At 72.4% G+C, this 19131-nt stretch carries 18 protein-coding genes; 12 read left to right on the top strand and 6 right to left on the bottom strand.

Translation table 11 applies throughout. The annotated features are described in order from the left end of the window. The first annotated feature begins 4 nt into the window (after positions 1–4). The 3 genes from AC07FY_RS11375 (at position 5) to AC07FY_RS11365 (ending at position 3318) form a co-directional block, all read left to right on the top strand. Positions 5–1453, top strand: coding sequence for a dihydrolipoamide acetyltransferase family protein (locus tag AC07FY_RS11375; RefSeq protein ID WP_479003895.1), 1449 nt, complete (start codon positions 5–7; stop codon positions 1451–1453). A 108-nt stretch (positions 1454–1561) separates the two neighbouring features. Beyond that, complete coding sequence (locus AC07FY_RS11370) at positions 1562–2527, top strand: GNAT family N-acetyltransferase (RefSeq protein ID WP_479003892.1); 966 nt, start codon at positions 1562–1564, stop codon at positions 2525–2527. A gap of 26 nt (positions 2528–2553) precedes the next feature. Next, positions 2554–3318 carry a hypothetical protein gene (locus AC07FY_RS11365; protein WP_479003889.1) on the top strand — a complete coding sequence of 255 codons (765 nt, stop codon included), beginning with the start codon at positions 2554–2556 and terminating at the stop codon, positions 3316–3318. 30 nt (positions 3319–3348) lie between these two features. Here the strand turns inward: AC07FY_RS11365 and AC07FY_RS11360 are convergent, their stop codons facing one another. Then, positions 3349–4542: a DUF418 domain-containing protein gene (locus AC07FY_RS11360; protein WP_479003886.1), complete on the bottom strand. Its 1194-nt coding sequence runs from the start codon at positions 4540–4542 to the stop codon at positions 3349–3351. A gap of 193 nt (positions 4543–4735) precedes the next feature. On the opposite strand from AC07FY_RS11360, the gene AC07FY_RS11355 reads away from it, so the two are divergent. Next, on the top strand, positions 4736–5389 hold the full coding sequence (locus AC07FY_RS11355) for a GntR family transcriptional regulator (RefSeq protein WP_479003883.1): 654 nt from the start codon (positions 4736–4738) through the stop codon (positions 5387–5389). Next, positions 5386–6726: an MFS transporter gene (locus AC07FY_RS11350; RefSeq protein ID WP_479003881.1), complete on the top strand. Its 1341-nt coding sequence runs from the start codon at positions 5386–5388 to the stop codon at positions 6724–6726. The genes AC07FY_RS11355 and AC07FY_RS11350 overlap by 4 nt, the downstream gene beginning before the upstream one ends. Positions 6727–6741: 15 nt before the next feature. Here the strand turns inward: AC07FY_RS11350 and AC07FY_RS11345 are convergent, their stop codons facing one another. Beyond that, positions 6742–7566, bottom strand: coding sequence for a maleylpyruvate isomerase family mycothiol-dependent enzyme (locus tag AC07FY_RS11345; RefSeq protein WP_479003880.1), 825 nt, complete (start codon positions 7564–7566; stop codon positions 6742–6744). A 156-nt stretch (positions 7567–7722) separates the two neighbouring features. Here AC07FY_RS11345 and AC07FY_RS11340 point away from each other — a divergent pair, with 156 nt between their 5' ends. The 6 genes from AC07FY_RS11340 to AC07FY_RS11315 all read left to right on the top strand — a co-directional run bounded on the left by AC07FY_RS11340 (position 7723) and on the right by AC07FY_RS11315 (position 11784). Further along, complete coding sequence (locus tag AC07FY_RS11340; RefSeq protein ID WP_479003877.1) at positions 7723–8520, top strand: carbon-nitrogen family hydrolase; 798 nt, start codon at positions 7723–7725, stop codon at positions 8518–8520. Next, on the top strand, positions 8517–9161 hold the full coding sequence (locus AC07FY_RS11335) for a GNAT family N-acetyltransferase (protein ID WP_479003874.1): 645 nt from the start codon (positions 8517–8519) through the stop codon (positions 9159–9161). Before AC07FY_RS11340 ends, AC07FY_RS11335 begins: the two co-directional genes overlap by 4 nt. A gap of 9 nt (positions 9162–9170) precedes the next feature. Beyond that, complete coding sequence (locus tag AC07FY_RS11330; RefSeq protein ID WP_479003873.1) at positions 9171–9971, top strand: ATP-grasp domain-containing protein; 801 nt, start codon at positions 9171–9173, stop codon at positions 9969–9971. Positions 9972–10053: 82 nt separating this feature from the next. Next, positions 10054–10194 (top strand): hypothetical protein, encoded by a 141-nt coding sequence (locus AC07FY_RS11325; protein WP_479004582.1) that lies wholly within the window; start codon positions 10054–10056, stop codon positions 10192–10194. A gap of 42 nt (positions 10195–10236) precedes the next feature. After that, positions 10237–10674, top strand: coding sequence for a recombinase family protein (locus AC07FY_RS11320; protein ID WP_479003870.1), 438 nt, complete (start codon positions 10237–10239; stop codon positions 10672–10674). A 27-nt stretch (positions 10675–10701) separates the two neighbouring features. Then, positions 10702–11784 carry a recombinase family protein gene (locus AC07FY_RS11315; protein WP_479004533.1) on the top strand — a complete coding sequence of 361 codons (1083 nt, stop codon included), beginning with the start codon at positions 10702–10704 and terminating at the stop codon, positions 11782–11784. A 546-nt stretch (positions 11785–12330) separates the two neighbouring features. Here AC07FY_RS11315 and AC07FY_RS11310 read toward each other — a convergent pair. Then, the gene (locus AC07FY_RS11310) at positions 12331–13047 is read right to left on the bottom strand and encodes a hypothetical protein (RefSeq protein WP_479003867.1); all 717 of its coding nucleotides are present in this window, start codon (positions 13045–13047) and stop codon (positions 12331–12333) included. Positions 13048–13121: 74 nt separating this feature from the next. Here AC07FY_RS11310 and AC07FY_RS11305 point away from each other — a divergent pair, with 74 nt between their 5' ends. Beyond that, a complete protein-coding gene (locus AC07FY_RS11305) occupies positions 13122–14966 on the top strand; it encodes an NHL domain-containing thioredoxin family protein (RefSeq protein WP_479003865.1) in 1845 nt (614 codons plus the stop codon). A 64-nt stretch (positions 14967–15030) separates the two neighbouring features. Here AC07FY_RS11305 and AC07FY_RS11300 read toward each other — a convergent pair whose 3' ends face one another. The 3 genes from AC07FY_RS11300 to AC07FY_RS11290 form a co-directional block, all read right to left on the bottom strand. Continuing rightward, positions 15031–16323 carry a M18 family aminopeptidase gene (locus AC07FY_RS11300; protein WP_479003862.1) on the bottom strand — a complete coding sequence of 431 codons (1293 nt, stop codon included), beginning with the start codon at positions 16321–16323 and terminating at the stop codon, positions 15031–15033. Positions 16324–16424: 101 nt separating this feature from the next. Continuing rightward, positions 16425–17156: a hypothetical protein gene (locus AC07FY_RS11295; protein WP_479003861.1), complete on the bottom strand. Its 732-nt coding sequence runs from the start codon at positions 17154–17156 to the stop codon at positions 16425–16427. A gap of 103 nt (positions 17157–17259) precedes the next feature. Continuing rightward, positions 17260–19086 (bottom strand): acyl-CoA dehydrogenase, encoded by a 1827-nt coding sequence (locus AC07FY_RS11290; RefSeq protein ID WP_479004530.1) that lies wholly within the window; start codon positions 19084–19086, stop codon positions 17260–17262. Between the last annotated feature and the right edge of the window lie 45 nt (positions 19087–19131).

Raw genomic sequence — 19131 nt, 5'->3', positions numbered from 1 at the left:
GTTCATGACCATCCGCGAATTCAAGATGCCCGACGTGGGCGAGGGCCTCACCGAGGCCGAGATCCTCAAGTGGTACGTCCAGCCGGGTGACACCGTCACCGACGGCCAGGTCGTCTGCGAGGTCGAGACGGCCAAGGCCGCCGTCGAGCTGCCGATCCCCTTCGACGGCACCGTGCACGCGCTCCTCTTCGAGGAGGGCACCACGGTCGACGTCGGCCAGGTGATCATCTCGGTGCAGACCGGCTCCGGCGGGGCCGCCGAGGCCCCGGTGCAGGAGGCGGCCCCGGCCGCCGCCGAGCCGGAGGAGGCGGCCCCCGCGGCGCGCCAGCCCGTGCTGGTGGGCTACGGGGTCTCCACCGCCTCGACCAAGCGCCGCCCGCGCAAGGCCCCGGCGGGCGCGCCCGCGCAGAACGGCACCGCTCCGGCGGCAGCCGCGGCTGCGGCCCCGGTGGCTGCGGCCGCCCCGGCTCCGGCGGTTCCGGTGGCTCCGGCCGCCCCGGCCGTGAACGGCAACGGCACCGGCCACGCGGTCGGGGAGCGCCCGCTGGCCAAGCCGCCGGTACGCAAGCTCGCCAAGGACCTCGGCATCGACCTGGCCGCCGTCGTCCCCACCGGTGACGGCGGGGTCGTGACCCGGGAGGACGTCCACGCGGCGGCCGCCGCGGCGATCGCCCCGCAGCAGGCCGCACCGGCCCCGGTGGCGGAGCGGGCTCCGGCCGCGCCGGCCGAGGCCCCGGCCGCCGCCGGCCCGGCCCGGGAGACCCGGATCCCGGTCAAGGGCGTCCGCAAGGTCACCGCCCAGGCCATGGTCGGCTCCGCCTTCACCGCGCCGCACGTCACGGAGTTCATCACGCTCGACGTGACCCGCACGATGAAGCTGGTCCAGGAGCTCAAGGAGGACCCGGACCTCGCGGGCCTGCGGATCAACCCGCTGCTCCTCATCGCCAAGGCCGTGCTGATCGCCGTCCGCCGCAATCCGGACGTCAACGCGTCCTGGGACGAGGCGGCGCAGGAGATCGTGCTCAAGCACTACGTCAACCTGGGCATCGCGGCGGCCACCCCGCGCGGGCTGATCGTCCCGAACATCAAGGACGCGCACGCCAAGTCGCTGGGCGAGCTGTCGACGGCCCTGTCCGAGCTGGTCGCCACGGCCCGCGAGGGCAAGACCTCCCCGGCGGACATGCAGAACGGCACCCTCACCATCACCAACGTCGGCGTCTTCGGCGTCGACACCGGTACGCCGATCCTGAACCCGGGCGAGTCCGCGATCCTGGCGGTCGGTGCGATCAAGCTCCAGCCGTGGGTCCACAAGGGCAAGGTGAAGCCCCGTCAGGTGACCACGCTGGCGCTGTCGTTCGACCACCGCCTGATCGACGGCGAGCTCGGCTCCAAGTTCCTCGCCGACATCGCGGCGGTCCTGGAACACCCCCGCCGCCTGATCACCTGGGCGTGACGGGAGACGACGCACGTCCCGAAGGCCGGCCCCGAGAACGCGGGGGCCGGCCTTCGGCCTCGAGACAACTGCCTGGTCCGCGCCGCCCGTTCGTGTGATCATCGCCAGATGCGCTTCCGCCCGGCCACCGCGGCCCCCTCCGACCTGGACCGGATCCTCGCCCGCCCGGCCGACGGCCCCGTCCCCGCCCTGAGCCCGGACCGGATCCGTGCGGAGCTCTCCGAGAACCGGTTCCGGCCCGCGTGGACCTGGTTCGCCGAGGACGACCACGGCCGGGTCCTCGCCCGCGCCCTGTGGTGGGGCCGCGCCGACAGCGAGCGGCCCGTCGCGCTCGACTGCCTCCAGGTGGCGCCCTCGGTGGCCGACCCGGCCGCCCTGGCCGCCGGGCTCCTCGCGGCCGGGCACGACGCCTTCGGCAACCTCCCCGTCTACAACGTGTCGCTGCCCCGTGACTGGCGGGCCGACCCGGAGCTGGTGGCGGCGGTCGCCTGGCGCCGGGCGGCCGCCTCCCGGGCCGGACTCACCCGTGAGATCGAGCGGCTGCGCTACGCATGGACCCGCCCCCGGCAGCAGGGGACGGAGGCGCCCCCCGCCGCCGGCACCACCGCTCCCACCGGCCGGCTCGTCTTCCGCGACGGCACCGACGAGGAGTTCCTGGACGCCTTCGCCCGCGTGTCCGCCGGCAGCCTCGACCTGCACACGCAGACCGAACTCCAATCGATGGACGCCGCGCAGCTCGCCCGCGAGGACGTCGCGTTCTACCTCGACTGCCCCGGGGAGCGCTCGTGGTGGCGCCTCGCCGAGCTCCCGGACGGCACCCTCGCCGGGCTCGCCATCCCCTCGGCGACCCCCTACCACCGCAACGTGGGCTATCTGGGCGTCGTACCGGAGCAGCGCGGCCGGGGGCTGATCGACGAGATCCTGGCCGAGATCACCCGCTTCCACGCGGCGGCCGGCGCCGAGCGCGTCACCGCGACCACCGACACCGTCAACCTCCCGATGGCGGCCGCCTTCGACCGGGCCGGCTACGAGGTGACGGAGATCCGCCTGGTCCTGGAGGGCCCGCCGCGCTGACCGGACGGACCGGGTAGCCTCCCGGCGTGCCGATAGCCGAGCTGCAGGTGTACTCCGTCGAGGAGGCCGACGCCACGGGCGGGGTGTGCCTGCTCCGCTGCGTCGGCGGCGTGGCGCGGGCCGGCCAGGTCTACGCGGTGGGCCAGCTGCGGATCGGACTGCGCCGCATCGAGCGGTACGGGCGCACCACGGCCTCCCTCGGCGCGGGGCACGTGGCGAAGGTTCACCTCACGGGCGTCGTGGTCGCGCTGCTCAGCCGCGGCCAGGTGCTGACCTCGGTGCCGCCGGGCGGGCACGCGCTCGCCGACCTGGAGGCGTGGCTGGCCACCGGCCCGCCGCTGGACGACGAGCCCGCCCCCCGGGCCCTGTACGCGCTGGCGGCGGGGTCGATGCGCGACGACCGGTTGCCGGACGCGATCCGGCTGCGCTGGGGCCGGGTGGCGGTGGCCGCGGTGCATCGCTGTGCGCGGGCCGAGGGGGCGGGCTCGCCGGCCCTCGCGGCCGAGCCGGCGGCCGTACGGGCCTATCTGATCCGGGAGTTCGGGCCGGGCCGCGGCGGGGATCCGGCGGCCGTGTGCCGGGAGCTGCTCGCGCTGATCGACCTGACCCCGCAGCAGGCGGCCGCGCAGGCCGACGCCTGGCGCGACCTGCCCCGGGCGGGCATCGTGCGGCTGCGCGGCATCAAGGTCCTGCTCGCCCGGCTGGCCCTCCTGCGCCCGTACCTGGCCGACGACGACCCCCTGGCGGAGGTGGCCGACGCGTGGGAGGCGGTGCGGCCGCGACTGCCGTAGGGGGTGCCGCGTCGGGAACGGGCGCCCGGGTCACCTCAGCGCGAACCGCTGGACGGATTCCAGCGGGCCCCGCTCGAAGCGGAGCAGCCACAGCCAGGACCCGGCGGCCAGGGTCAGCCCGACGGCCGCCCACAGTCCCATCACCCACCACGGCCCGGTCCCGGCGAGCCGGGAGGCCAGTCCCAGCCCGAAGCCGTACGCGACCAGCATGCACACCAGGTTCTGGGTGACGTAACAGGTCAGGGCGGTGCGGCCGATCGAGGAAAGGGCGGTGGTGACGGGCCGCGGGATCCACCGCCGGTCGAGCGCGACGCCGATCAGGCCGATGTAGCCGACGGCGAGGAGCGGCGCGGCACCGTAGCGGCCGAGGAAGAAGAAGGCGTCGCCGCCGAGGGTGGCCGCGGCGTTCAGGGGCAGTCCGAGGCCGATGCCCCAGGCGGCCATCCGGGCCCGGAGCCGGCGGCCCTCGGCGGTGGCGGTGAAGGCGCCCGCGCGGTGCAGCCGGACGCCGAGCAGGAAGAGGAAGACCAGCAGGGCGAAGGAGAAGACGGGCTCGATGCGCAGGATGGGCAGGTTCTCCAGCCGGAAGGCGATCTGCTCGCCGTATCCGCCGTGGGCGTACAGCTCGACGGCGGCTGGGTCCGGTCCCTGCGGCCCACCGTCCGCACCGTCCGCATCGCTCCGGCTCCACAGGGCGGCGAGCGTCAGCACGGCGAGCAGGGCCAGGTGCAGGCAGGCGGCCGCCCCCATGGCGCGCCGGCGGACCTTCTCGGAGCGGGCGAGCAGCCAGGCGACGAGGAGGGCGGTGACGGCGTACCCCATCAGCACGTCCCAGGCGAAGACGAACACGAAGTGCACGGTGCCCTCGACGAAGAGGAACGCGGCGCGCCGCGGGTAGCGGCCGGGCCACGGCTCCCCGCGACGGGCGGCGGAGTCGTACTGGATGGCCAGGCCCACCCCGAACAGGACGGTCAGCAGCGCCAGGAACTTGCCGTCCGCGAGGAAGCGGAAGACGCTCTCGGCGATGTTCGCCACGTGGGGGTCCGCGAGGGGATCGGGGCTGTGCGGACCGCCCTGGAGCACGCCCCACTCCGCGCCGGGCGAGGCGAAGATCCACACGTTGGTCATGAGCGTGCCGAGGATGGCGGCGCCGCGCAGGACGTCGAGGAGGGGGAGCCGGGCGGAGGTGCGGCTCACCGGGACGGTGGTCAGGGTGTCGGCCATGACTCCAGCGTCCCGGCGGACCGGGACGGCCACGTCCTGCCGGCGGACGAACCCGGGCTGCACCCTTCGATGCAGTCGCGGACTTGGGGAGTCGGGGAGCCGGGGAGTCGCGAGTCGCGGAGCCCGGGGATCTCGGGATCTCGGATGCCGAGACGCGATACGGCTGTACACATCATGTATCTATGCTGTGCGCATGGTTTCGCCCGCACCCGCACCCGCACCCGCCGCCGACCGCGTCTACCGCCACATCAAGCAGGGTGTGCTCGACCGCCGGTACGAGGGCGGCACGCTCCTCACCGAAGGCGAGGTCGCCGAGGCCGTCGGCGTCTCCCGCACCCCGGTGCGCGAGGCGCTGCTGCGCCTGGAGACCGAGGGGCTGATCCGGCTCTACCCCAAGAAGGGCGCCCTGGTCCTGCCCGTGTCCGCGCAGGAGATCGCCGACGTGGTGGAAACCCGGCTGCTGGTCGAGGAGTTCACGGTACGGCGGGCCGTCCCGGCCCCGGACGCGCTGCTCGACCGGCTGGAGGAACTGCTGCGGGCGCAGCAACGGCACGCGGACAGCGGTGACCTGGCCGCCTTCGCCGTCGAGGACCGCTGCTTCCACGCCGAGATCGTCCGGCACGCCGGGAACCAGATCCTCTCCCGCCTCTACGACCAACTGCGCGACCGCCAGCTGCGGATGGGCGTCGCGGTGATGCACGCCCACCCGGACCGGGTCGCACAGAACCTCGCCGAACACCGCGAGATCCTGGCGGCGCTGCGGGCGGGCCACGCCGACCGTGCGGCGGCCTGCGTCCGGGCGCACCTGGGCCGGGTCGCCACCCTGATGCGCGGGGACACCCGGTGAGCGCTCTCGACCCGCCCGGCGGGCGGAAGGCCCTCGCCGTCTGGTCGATCGGCGTCGCCGTCTACTTCGTGGCGGTGATCTTCCGGACCAGCCTGGGCGTGGCCGGACTCGACGCCGCCGACCGCTTCCACGTCAACGCCTCGGCGCTGGCGACCTTCTCGCTGCTCCAGCTCCTGGTGTACGCGGGGATGCAGATACCGGTGGGTCTGATGGTGGACCGGCTCGGCACCAAGCGGGTACTGACGCTCGGAGCCGTCCTGTTCACCGCCGGACAGCTCGGCTTCGCGCTGTCCCCCTCGTACGAGACGGCCCTCGCGGCCCGCGCCCTGCTGGGCTGCGGAGACGCCATGACCTTCATCTCGGTCCTGCGGCTCGGCACCCGGTGGTTCCCGGCCCGGCGCGGGCCGCTGATGGCGCAGCTGGCCGGGCTGGTCGGCATGGCGGGCAACCTCGTCTCCACGCTCGTCCTGGCGCCCGTCCTGCACGGGGTCGGCTGGGTGCCGGCCTTCGCCGGGAGCGCGGCGGCGGGGCTCGTGGTGCTGGTCCCGCTGGTGCTGTTCCTGCGCGACCACCCGGAGGGGCACGCGCCGCCGCCGGTCGCGCGGGGCACCGGCGGGGGCTTCGTCCGCCGCCAGATCCGCGCCTCCTGGAGCGAACCGGGCACCCGGCTCGGCCTGTGGGTGCACTTCACCACGCAGTTCCCGGCGATGGTGTTCCTGCTGCTGTGGGGGATGCCGTTCCTGGTCGAGGCACAGGAGCTGTCGCGCACCACCGCGGGCGGGCTGCTGACGCTGGTGGTCGCCTCCAACATGGCGCTCGGCCTGGTCTACGGGCAGATCGTCGGCCGCCGCCCCTCCGCGCGGATCCCGCTCGCCCTGGGCACGGTGGGCCTGACGGCCCTGCTGTGGGGCGCGGTTCTCGCCCACCCGGGCGAACGGGCCCCGATGTGGCTGCTGGTCACCCTGTGCCTGGTGCTGGGCGCCTGCGGGCCCGCCTCGATGATCGGCTTCGACTTCGTCCGCCCGGCCAACCCCCCGGAGCGTCAGGGCACCGCCTCCGGGATCACCAACATGGGCGGTTTCATCGCCTCGATGACCACCCTGCTGGCCGTGGGCGTCCTGCTGGACGCCACCGGCGACGACTACCGCATCGCGTTCTCGACGGTGTTCGCCGTGCAGGCGCTCGGCGTCAGCCAGATCCTCCGGCTGCGCGGCCGGGCCCTGTCCCGCGAAGCCGCCGGCGCCCGGGCCGCGATCCCCGCACCGAAGGCCCCGGGACCGGACCGCCACGCCCCCGCGCGCCCCCTCCCGGAGGCGTCGGGGCGCAGGTCGCCGTAGGCCCGGGGCGGGGGGTCACGGAGTGACGGCGAACCCGGCCAGGATGGCCTCGGCCAGCTCCGTGTCGCCCTCCACCTTCACCCGGTCGGCGACGGCGCGCGGGCGGACCCGGCCCGCGGCGAGGCGCACGTACGTCTCCCAGTCCAGCGTGAGCGTCACGGCCGGTCCCAGCGACGGGGTCTTGTCCACCGTGCCGCGCCCGTCCCCGTCCACCCGGACCGTCCGCATGAACTCCAGCGGCCCGTGCACGTCGACCACCACCGCCGAATGGGCAGGCGCCCCCGCCCGCTTCGCCACCACCTTCGGCAGCCCCTCGAGCAGGACGTCCCGTGCCACATACGCACCCGGCGCGTCCCAGTTCCCCGGCACGCCCAGCGCCGCCCGCAGGTCCTGCTCGTGGATCCACACGTCGAACGCCCGAAGCCGCAGCGCCTGCTCCAGCGTCACCTGGTCGCCCAGCGGACCCCGCACCAGCGTGTCCGGATCCCGCTTCTCGTTGCGCAGCTGCCGCGACCGCCGGATGACGGTGTACTCCAGTTCCGAGGTCATCTCCGGCGCCGTGTGGTGGCGCCGTACGTCGACCTGCACCTCCATGTACCGGCTGAACTCGTCCACCACGTGGCGCAGGTCCCGGGCGACCGTGTGGATCGGCCGCGGGTCGCCGAGCTGCTCGCACTCGATGCCGATGATGTGTGACACGACGTCACGGACCGACCAGCCCGGGCACGGCGTCGCCCGGTTCCACTCGCCCTCCGTCAGCGGAAGGACCAGCTCGGATATCGCCTCGATGGAGTGCGTCCACGCGTCGGCATAGGGCTGAAGGCTGGGATGGACGGTCAACGGGACCCCTCGCGGTGCTGTTCAGTGGCGCGTTCTCGAAGCTCTGGACATCAGGCTCGGTTTCCAAAACTACGCTGCCGGTGAGCACCCCGGCAGTGCTTTCGTGTGACGATCGTAGGCCCGAGTTGACGGCCGGAAGGCCAGGACGGTGGTAATGTGCGCGCCTCGCTGATTCAAATCGCGGTGAACGAGGGCGAGTCGGTGGATTCCCGACGTGCCCGCGCGGCCGAACTCGTGCGGGAACAGGCCGCCTCCGACCTCGTCGTCCTGCCCGAGCTGTGGACGGTCGGCGCCTTCGCCTACGAGCGGTTCGAGACCGAGGCGGAACCCCTGGACGGCCCGACCCGCGCGGCGATGTCCGAGGCCGCCCGCGACGCCGGCGTCTGGCTGCACGCCGGGTCGGTCGTGGAGCGCGCGGGCGACGGCTCGCTGTACAACACCGCCCTCGTGTTCTCCCCCGCGGGCGAGCTGGCCGCCACCTACCGGAAGATCCACCGCTTCGGCTTCGACCAGGGCGAGGCCGTGCTGATGGCCGCCGGCGACTGTCTGACCACCGTCGAACTGCCGGAACAGACCCTCGGCATCGCCACCTGCTACGACCTGCGCTTCCCCGAGATGTTCCGCGGCCTGGTCGACGCCGGCGCCACCACGATGGTCGTCGCGGCCGGATGGCCCGCGCGGCGCCGCTCGCACTGGACGCTGCTGAACCGCGCGCGGGCGGTGGAGGACCAGTGCTACGTCCTCGCCTGCGGGCTGGCCGGCACCCACGCGGGCGTCGAACAGGCGGGGCACAGCCTGGTGGTGGACCCCTGGGGCGAGGTGCTGGCCGAGGCGGGCCCCGGCGAGGACGTCCTCACCGTCGACCTCGACCCGGCGAAGGTCCCCGAGACCCGCGACCGGTTCCCGGCCCTCAAGGACCGCGTGCTGGGCCTCCGCCCGCCCACGGCCCCGTGACCGGGCCCGAACGGGAACCTGCGGCCCTGCAAAGGCGCGGACCCGCCGATCCGGACGCGTGCGCCGGGGTGCTGCGGCGGCGCGAGCCCGCCGACCTCGACGCGTGCGCCGCAGTGCTCGCCGCCGTTCACGCCCACGACGGTTACCCGCTGCACTGGCCCGAGCGGCCCGCCCGCTGGCTGGCCCCGCCCGACCAGCTCGACGCCTGGGTGGCCCACCGCGACGGCCGCGTGAGCGGCCACGTCGCGCTCTCGCGCAGCGGAGCGGGTGACGCGGCGCCCGCCCTGTGGAGCCACCGCTCGGGCGTGCCCGTCGCGCGCACCGCGGTCGTCGGGCGCCTCTTCGTCTCCCCCGCGGACCGCGGCCGCGGGACCGGCGCCCTGCTGCTGGCGCGGGCCGTGCGCGGCGCGCACGAGCGCGCGCTGCACCCCGTCCTGGACGTCCTGGCCTCCGACACGGCCGCCGCCGCCCTGTACGAGCGGCTCGGCTGGAGCCGCCTGGCCACCGTCGAGCAGCGGTGGGGCCCGAACCGAACGGTGAGCGTGCACTGCTACGCGGCCCCGCCACCACCCCGACCCGCACCCGCGGCGGCCACCGCGGCCCCGCCCCCGCCTCCCGGGCGGCGGCCCGGCCCCGGATAGGTTGCCCCCATGCCCCTGCTGTACGTGACCGACCTGGCCTACCCGGCGCGCGGCCGCCGCTACGGCGACGAGGACGTCTTCCTCACCGCCCGGCTGCGCGAGCACTTCCCGCTGGCCCTGTGCCACCCGCTCGACGCGGAGCGCCTGATGCCGGGCTTCGACGCCGTGATCGTCCGCAACAGCGGACCGGTGCTGCACCACCAGGAGGCGTACGACTCCTTCCGCGCGGCCGCCCTCGCCGCCGGGACCAAGGTCTACAACCCGCTCACGGGCCGCGGCGACATGGCGGGCAAGCAGTACCTGCTCGACCTCACGGCCGCCGGGTACCCGGTCATCCCGACGATCGACGACCCCGCCCGGCTGGCGGAGCTGCCCCGGGTGCCCGTCTACGCGGTCAAGCCCAAGCAGGGCGCCGACTCCATAGGGCTGTCCTTCACCGCGGAGCCGTCCGGCCCGGCGGGTGACATCCTCATCCAGCCGCGCATCGACTTCGCGTACGAGGTGTCCTTCTACTTCGTGGACGACGCCTTCCAGTACGCCCTCCACGCCCCCGACCCCGACCGCCGCTGGGAACTGCGGCCGTACGAACCCACCGGCGCCGACCTGGAGTTCGCCCGCTCGTTCATCGCGTGGAACACCCTCGCCCACGGCATCCAGCGCGTCGACGCCTGCCGGGCGCCCTCCGGCGAACTCCTCCTGGTCGAACTGGAGGACCTGAACCCCTACCTGTCCCTGGACCTGCTCCCGCCGGCCCTCCAGGAGGCGTTCCTCACCTCCCTCACGCGGTCGCTCCACTCCTTCCTCGGCTGACGCCGCGACCGGCCGCCGGGCAGCCGCCCGCGGCCCGGCCGGCGGCGTCCTCCCGCACATGCCGGGGTGGCACCCTTGAGCCATGAACTCTGCCGCGTCCGCACCCCGACGTGCCCGTGTCCGTGCCCCCGAGCTGATCGGCAAGGGCGGCTGGCTCAACACCGGGGGCAAGGACCTCACCCTCGCCGACCTGCGCGGTCGGATCGCCATCCTCGATTTCTGAAAATCGACAACGAACCAACGAACTCTTCGTCACGCTGAGTGTGTGCACCAAGACGCGATCTGTGACCTGTACCTCCGCCTGTCTCTTGACCGGGACGGCAAGACCGCAATCGAACGGCAGGAAGCCGACTGCCGTGCCTGGGCCGAACGCAACGGACTGGCCGTCCGCAAGGTCCACATAGACAGAGGGCGCTCCGGCTACAAGACCGTTGAGCGCAAGGGCTTCGACGCCGCGCTGGCGGCCGTAACGGCGGGCGTCGTGGGCACGCTGATCGTCTGGAAGCTGGACCGCCTGTCCCGCAAAGGCATCGGCCAGGTCGGCAAGGTGCTGGACGACATCGAGAAGGCCGGCGGCCGTCTCGTCTCGGTGGTGGACGGTCTCGACACCTCGAACGACTCGGCGCGCATGGTCGTGGCGATGCTCGCCGAACTCGCCCGATCCGAGTCGAAGAATCTCGGCACACGCGTCGGCCATGCCTAGCGCTACCTACGCAGCAAGGGTCAGTGGATCGGTGGACAGCCTCCGTACGGGCTGCTCATCGACCCGCAGACCAAGAAGCTCGTCCATGACCCGGAGCACGCCGTCCACGCCCGTCTCATCGCGGATGAAGCGCTCGCCGGAACGTCGCTGGTCAAGATCGCCCGACTTCTCAACGAGTACGAGATTCTTTCGCCCAGAGGCGGGCAGTGGAACGCGGCGAGCATCATGCAGCTCCTGCGCTCGCCAGCGTTCGCCGGCCTGATGCCGGAGACCGAGACCGTCGAGACGGACGACGGTGAGCGGAAGTACACGGGCAGGGTCTTTCCGTACCGCGATCCCGAGACTCTGGACACCGTCGAGATCGGCGAGGGGATCATCACGGTCGGAGAGCGTGAACAGATCATCCGCACCCTGGAATCCAGGACGTTCGTGCACGCAGGAAAGCGGCGGCCGAAGCCCGAGGGGACGGCGCTGCTCACGGGACTCGTCTTCTGCGCGGTACCCGGCTGCGGTCGCCGAATGCACCGCGTGGGAGGCAGCTACCAGTGCATGGCTCGCCGCGCGGGCAACCAGTGCATCGGAGCGTCGGCGCTGGCTGAAGCGGTGGACCAGTACGTGACGGAACAGTTCCTCACGAAGCTCCCAGCGCTCGAACCGGACGACCCGTTGCTTGTCGCGATCGCAGACCGCTGGGTGCACCGCGTGGACCCGGAGACCTTCGCGAAACGTGATGCGCTTACTGCTGAGATCCAGGATGAGGAAGCCCGCCTCGCCGATCTGGAGGACGCGCGATACGTGCGCGGTGAGTTCAGCGGCCCCGCAGCCGTGGAGCGCTACAACCGGCTTGCAGAGCGCCTGAGGGGGCGCATCGAAGGGCTTGGCACCGATCTCCGCAAGCTCCCCATGCCGTCCGTGGACGTGTCACCGATGCTTGACGGCCTCATCCTGCGTGAGGCGTGGGCTGAGGCGACGAACGAAGATCGGCGCGGCCGGTTGTCACTCGCCATAGACAGGGTTGAAGTGACCAAGGGAGTGCGCGGGCAGCGGATCATCCCTGAGCAACGCATCCTGATTCATTGGGCGAAGCTGGGAACCGACAGCGCCGCCTGAGCACCGGGGTGACCCTTCCAGCTGTCGGCAGCGGACACGCGTGACGAAGTGACGAAATGACGCTCCCGCCCGGTTACCTCTTATGGAAGTGTTGTTGTCTCCATGAATGGAACAGAAGTAATCGTCATTCCGTCACTTCGTCACTCGGGATGCCCAAAGCTCTGGCGAACCCCGCACAGCGACCCCGGCCCCAGCTCGGAAAACGTGCCCTGGGTGCCGCCCCGTTTTTGGGCTGCCGACCCTTGCAGCCACTGAGTAAGGGCGTCCTTGAGCCCTTGAAAACGACCCCGCTAAGGGGCCGGTAGGCCGTGCGAAGCGGTGCTGAGCCCCCGGTGGCTGCCCGTACTGGGGTGGCTGTCACCCCTCGGCGGAGACGACGGCCACGGCGCGGTGCCTGAACCCGGACTGCCGCTGGACTGCCGCGCCGACCGGGAACGCGGACGTGTGCACGGATATGTGTATCGAGCACACGGGCCGTACCGGTCACATGACCTTCGTGCGGGAGTTCTCGGAAGTCGCCGTGGTCGAGCGTGCCCAGTGAGGGTGTCAGTCACCGACCTGGTGTTCCACGCGGTGGCGGATGTACTCGTCCGGATGGGACCGGGCTATCGCCACGGCCGCGTCCACCAGGTCGTGCAGCTCCGGAGGATAGGCCGACTTCCGGAGCGGCAGGCCTGGCAGGATGCAGCGCCGGACGTCCAGGTGCTCGTTGCTCACGAACTCGCGTAGCGCGGTTTCGTACCACTCGGCCCCCACGCTTGGGGCGTCGTCGGGCTCCGCCGGACCGGTGGCTGCGGGGTGCTCCGCCCGTACGGTGGGCATACGCAGGGGTAGAGCGGACCAGTACCAGGCATTCGCCGCGCCCGCCCGCTCGAGGACCGTGCCCGCCCGCAGGTATCCGAGCAGCGAGGCCTGGACCCGCCCGCGCCCGAACGCGTTCAGCGCCGGCTCGAGGAAATGGCGGTTGAAGCTCGGGTCGGGGTCGTAGACGGCTGCCTTGACCAGCGTCTGGAAGGACTCCTCGGAAAGGATCAGGTCCCGGCGGCAGGCCTTGTACAGCGCCGTCCGAGCATGGTTCACCCAGGTTCGTGGATCGCCGAGTTGCGGCTCGTGAGCGACATCGAGCCCGAGGACCCGGACGACCTCCGCCACGCATCCGGCGAACACCTCTCTGCGGTCCTCCACGGGCCCCGGCAGCGTCATGAACCCCTGCACCGTCCGCGCCGTCTCGCCGGCAGTCGTCTCGTCCTCGTCCGTGGCCAACCTTCGCTCCCCTGTCGTGGGTCCTGCCGCACGCGTGTAATCCGACGTTCATAGCAGGATGGCAAGCTTGAAGAATGAACGATGCTGCTTCGGCGCCCACCCCTGCGCCCGCACCCCGCAAGCGTGCCCGTGTCCGTGCCCCCGAGCTGATCGGCAAGGGCGGCTGGCTGAACACGGGCGGCAAAGAGCTCACCCTCGCCAGCCTGCGAGGTAAGTGCGTTGTTGTGGATTTCTGGACCTTCTGCTGCGTGAACTGCCTGCACGTCCTCGACGAGCTGCGGGAGCTGGAGGAGAAGCACCGGGACACCGTCGTGATCATCGGGGTCCACTCGCCGAAGTTCGTGCACGAGGCCGACCACGGCGCCGTCGTCGACGCCGTCGAGCGGTACGGGGTGCACCACCCCGTGCTGGACGATCCCGAGCTCGCCACCTGGAAGCAGTACGCCGTCCGGGCCTGGCCCACGCTCGTGGTGATCGACCCCGAGGGGTACGTCGTCGCGCAGCACGCCGGTGAGGGGCACGCGCACGCCATCGAGCGGCTCGTCGCGGAGCTGGAGGCCGTGCACGGGGCCAAGGGGACGCTGCGGCGCGGGGACGGGCCGTACGTGGCGCCCGAGCCGGTCGCCGGGGACCTGCGGTTCCCCGGGAAGGCGCTCGTGCTGCCCGGCGGGAACCTCCTGGTGTCGGACTCGACCCGGCACCAGCTGGTGGAGCTGGCGCCCGACGCGGAGAGCGTCGTCCGGCGCATCGGCAGCGGGGAGCGCGGGTTCACCGCCGGGAGCTTCAGCGAGCCGCAGGGGCTGGCGCTGCTGCCCGACGGGCGGGTCGTCGTCGCCGACACCGTCAACCACGCCCTGCGCACGGTGGACTTGGACACCGGGGCGGTCGACACCGTCGCCGGGACCGGCCGGCAGTGGTGGCAGGGCTCGCCGACCTCGGGGCCCGCGCTGGAGGTGGACCTGTCCTCGCCGTGGGACGTGGCCTGGTGGCAGGACAGGGTCTGGATCGCCATGGCGGGTGTGCACCAGCTGTGGACCTGGGACCCGGCCACCGGGACCGTCGAGGTCGCCGCCGGGACCACCAATGAGGGACTGCACGACGGGCCGGCCGCCGACGCCTGGTTCGCCCAGCCCTCCGGGCTCGCGGCCGCCGGGGACCGGCTGTGGGTCGCCGACTCCGAGACCAGCGCGCTCCGGTACGTCCACGCCGCCGAGGAGGGCTACGCCGTCACCACCGCCGTCGGCACCGGCCTGTTCGACTTCGGGCACCGGGACGGCGACGCCGGCCAGGCCCTGCTCCAGCACCCGCTGGGCGTCACCGCCCTGCCCGACGGCTCGGTCGCGGTGTGCGACACGTACAACCACGCGCTGCGCCGCTACGACCCGGCCTCCGGCGAGGTCTCGACGCTCGCCACCGATCTGCGCGAGCCCAGCGACGCCGTCCTGGTCGGCGAGGACATCGTGGTCGTCGAGTCCGCCCGGCACCGGCTGACCCGGCTGCGGCTGCCCGAGGACGCGGTCCGGGTGGAGGCGGTCGCCCACCGGACGCAGCGCGCCGCCACCGAGGTGGCGCCCGGCACGCTCCGCCTCGACGTGGTGTTCCAGGCGCCTGCCGGGCAGAAGCTCGACACCCGCTACGGGCCGTCCACCCGGCTGCTGGTCTCCTCGACCCCGCCCGGGCTGCTCACGGCGGGCGAGGGCGCGGGGACCGACCTGTTCCGGGAGCTCGCGCTGAACCCGGAGGTCAGCGAGGGCGTCCTGCACGTCTCCGCGATGGCGGCGTCCTGCGACGACGATCCGGACAACGAGTACCCGGCCTGCCACGTCCACCAGCAGGACTGGGGCGTGCCCGTGCGCGTCGCCGCCGGCGGGGCCGCCCGGCTGCCCCTCGTCCTCGCCGGGATGGACGAGGAGGCGTAAGGGCGCGGCGCAGGGCGCGTCTTCCCGGATCGGGCCGGGACCCGCACGGTCGCCTTCCCGGGGGTCAGCCCTCGAGGAAGGCGACCAGGGCGTTCGCGAGGAGGTACGGGTCGTCGGCGCCGCACAGTTCGCGGGCGCTGTGCATCGACAGGATCGCGACGCCGATGTCGACGGTCTGGATGCCGTGCCGGGCCGCCGTGATCGGGCCGATCGTGGTGCCGCAGGGCATCGAGTTGTTGGAGACGAAGGTCTGCCACGGCACCCCGGCCCGCTCGCAGGCGCTCGCGAACACCGCGCGCCCACTGCCGTCGGTCGCGTACCGCTGGTTCACGTTGACCTTCAGGATCGGGCCGCCGTTGGCCCGCGGGCGGTGCGTCGGGTCGTGCCGCTCACCGTAGTTGGGGTGCACGGCGTGGCCGGTGTCGGAGGACAGGCAGACGGTGCCCGCGAAGGCCCGCGCGCGGTCCTCGTAGGAGCCGCCGCGGGCGAAGACCGAACGTTCCAGCACGTTGCCCAGCAGCGGTCCGTCCGCGCCGGTGTCCGACTGCGAGCCGTTCTCCTCGTGGTCGAAGGCGGCCAGTACGGGGATGTGGTCCAGTCCGCCCGCGGTGGAGACCGCCGCCAGCGCCGCGACGCCGGCGTGCACCGACAGCAGGTTGTCCATCCGCGGGCCGGCCAGCAGTTCGCGGTCGCGGCCGAGGTAGGCGGGCGGTTCGATCGAGTGGACCATCAGGTCCCAGCCGGCCACCGAGCCCCGTTCCAGGCCCTCTTCCTCCTCCAGGAAGGCGATCAGGTCGCCCTCCTGGACCTCGCCCAGGCCCCAGATCGGCTGCATGTGCCGCTGCTTGTCGAGCTTGAGCCCGTCGGTGTTCACCGATCGGTCCAGGTGGACGGCCAGTTGGGGTACGCGCAGCAGCGCGCGGTCCACGTTGACCAGCCGTTCGGAGCCGTCGCGCAGGGTCAGCCGCCCGGCCAGGCCGAGGTCGCGGTCGAGCCAGGTGTTGAGCAGGGCGCCGCCGTAGATCTCGACGGCGATCTGCCGCCAGCCCTGGGAGCCCGTGTCGGGCAGCGGCTTGACCCGCAGGTTGGGGGAGTCGGTGTGCGCGCCGATGATCCGGAAGGGGGTGTGGGCGCCGGCTCCCTCCGGGACGAACCAGGCGATGAGGGCGCCGCCGCGCAGGACGAACCTGCCTCCGGTCCCCGCGTCCCAGGCGTCCGTTTCCGACAACTGAGTGAAACCTGCCTTCTCCAGCCGCTCGGCCGCGTTGGCCACGGCGTGGTACGGCGACGGACTGGCCGTCAGGAAGGTCATCAGATCGTCGGTGTGGCCGCGGTCGAAGCGGGCGGGAGAGGTCATGTGGTTCACCTTAACGACGGTCGTGTTCGCCTTGGCCGGGCTGCGGCGGATGGCCGGGGGACCGGGACCGCGGGGCGGATGGTCCGCGGTCCCGCCGGTTCTCAGCCCGGCGGACGCTCGAACCGGCGCTGGAGCTGCCTGCGCTCGCCCCGGCGGATGCGCGGGAGCATCTCCGGGGTCTGCGCGGAGCGCTGCGCGCGTCTCTTGCGTCCGGCGCAGAAGATACAGCCCTCGCCGGGCGGTGCGTCGGGGTCGATGGGCGCGCCGGGGTGCTCGGAGCAGCCGGAGGCGTTGCGGGGCCGGGACAGCTCGCGGGCGACGATGAAGGCGCGGTGCAGGTCGTCGGCGATCCGGACGAAGTCCTCGGGGGGCGAGGACAGGGAGAGGTGGAAGCGCTGGTCCTCGACGGTGCGCAGGTGGGCGCGCAGCGATTCGAGGGTGTACGGGCCGTCCGGTACGGGATAGCCGAGGCGCCGCTGCTCGGTCGCGGGCGCGGGGCCGGCGGGCCGGCCGCCCTGCAGGCGCCGGCCGAGCCGGCGCCGGTCGTTGCAGATGAGGCAGCGGCCCCAGCCGTCGGGGGCCTCGGGGTCGAGGGCGCCGTTGGGGTGCTCGGGGCAGCCGGTGTAGCTCCTGGCGGGGGCGAGTCCGGCGGCCGTCCGGAAGGCGATGTACAGCGCGTCGGCGATGCCGTCGTACTCGGCGGGGTGCGCGCCGTCGTACAGGTCGCGCAGGTGGTCGCCGAGGCTGCCCAGGCCGGCCTGCAGCTCCTTCAGGGCGTACGGCCGCCCGGTCGGGACGGAGTACCCCCTGCTGTGCTGCTCCTGTGGACTCATACGTACGAGCGTCCCATGAACCACCGAGAACGGAAGAACCCGCTGGTAAGCGAGCGGCCGGGCCCCCTGTGGACAGGAGACCCGGCCGGTGGTGCGGGGCGGGCTAGAACGCCGCTTCGTCGAGCTCCATGAGGGAGTTGTCGACGCTCTCGGCGAGCGAGCGGGCGACGGAGACGCCGGGCAGGACCTGCGCCGCGAAGAACTTCGCGGCGGCGATCTTGCCGGTGTAGAACGGCACGTCCTTGGCGGAGGCGGTGGCGAGCTTCTCGGCGGCCACGGCGGCACCCTTGAGCAGCAGGTATCCGACGACCACGTCGCCGGAGGCCATCAGCAGGCGGGTGGTGTTCTGGCCGACCTTGTAGATGTTCTTGACGTCCTCGCCGGTGGCGGTGAGGTCGACGATCATCTGGCCCACGATGGCCTCGAGGTCGACCGCGGCCTTGGCGAGCGCGTCGCGGGCCGGGGCCAGCTCCTCGCCGCCGACGGCCTCGGCCAGGAACTTCTTGATCGTCTCGGAGAGGACGTTCAGGGAGGCGCCCTGGTCGCGGACGATCTTCCGGAAGAAGAAGTCCTGGCCCTGGATCGCCGTGGTGCCCTCGTAGAGGGTGTCGATCTTGGCGTCCCGGATGTACTGCTCGATCGGGTATTCCTGGAGGTAACCGGAACCGCCGAAGGTCTGCAGCGACTGGGCGAGCAGCTCGTAGGACTTCTCCGAGCCGTAGCCCTTCACGATCGGCAGGAGCAGGTCGTTCAGGCCCGTCTCGGCGGAGGCGTCCTCGCCCGCGGCCTGCTTGAGCTGGATCGCGTCCTGGACGGAGGCGGTGTACAGCACCAGGGCGCGCATGCCCTCGGCGTACGCCTTCTGCGTCATGAGGGAGCGGCGTACGTCGGGGTGGTGCGTGATGGTGACCTTGGGCGCCGTCTTGTCCATGAAGTTGGCCAGGTCCGGGCCCTGCACGCGCTCCTTGGCGTACTCCAGCGCGTTGAGGTAGCCGGTGGAGAGGGTGGCGATGGCCTTCGTGCCGACCATCATCCGGGCGAACTCGATGATCATGAACATCTGGCGGATGCCGTCGTGCTTGTCACCGATCAGCCAGCCCTTGGCGGGGTGCTGGTCGCCGAAGGTCATCTCGCACGTGTTGGAGGCCTTCAGGCCCATCTTGTGCTCGACGTTGGTCGCGTAGACGCCGTTGCGCTCGCCCAGCTCGCCGGTCTCCCAGTCGAAGTGGAACTTCGGGACGAGGAAGAGCGACAGGCCCTTGGTGCCCGGGCCGTGGCCCTCGGGGCGGGCGAGGACGTAGTGGAGGATGTTCTCCTCCATGTCGTGCTCACCGGACGTGATGAAGCGCTTGACGCCCTCGATGTGCCACGAGCCGTCGTCCTGCTGGATCGCCTTGGTGCGGCCGGCGCCCACGTCCGAGCCGGCGTCCGGCTCGGTGAGGACCATGGTGGAGCCCCAGCGCTTCTCGACGGCGAGCTGCGCGATCTTCTTCTGCGCCTCGTTGCCCTCTTCGAAGAGGACGCCGGCGAACGCCGGGCCGGAGGAGTACATCCAGACGGCCGGGTTCGAGCCGAGCAGCAGCTCCGCGTAGGCCCATATGAGGGAGCGGGGCGAGGTGGTGCCGCCGATCTCCTCCGGCAGGCCCAGGCGCCAGTACTCCGAGTCCATGAAGGCCTCGTAGCTCTTCTTGAAGGAGGCCGGGACGGGCGCGGTGTTGGTGGCCGGGTCGAAGACCGGCGGGTTGCGGTCGGCGTCCTCGAAGGAGGCGGCCAGCTCGTTCTCGGCGAGGCGGGTGACCTCGGACAGGACGCTCTTGGCGGTCTCGGAGTCCATCTCCTCGAACGGACCGGTGCCGTACAGCTTGTCGCGGCCGAGCACCTCGAAGAGGTTGAACTCGATGTCGCGGAGATTCGACTTGTAGTGCCCCATGGCGACGGCTCCGTTAAGGCTCGGGGAGACAGGTTCCTCGTACAT

It is taken from the genome of Streptomyces sp. NPDC045967 (assembly GCF_056430495.1).
Note: the sequence above shows the minus strand (reverse complement) of the source record. Positions and strands in the feature narration are given on the sequence as shown.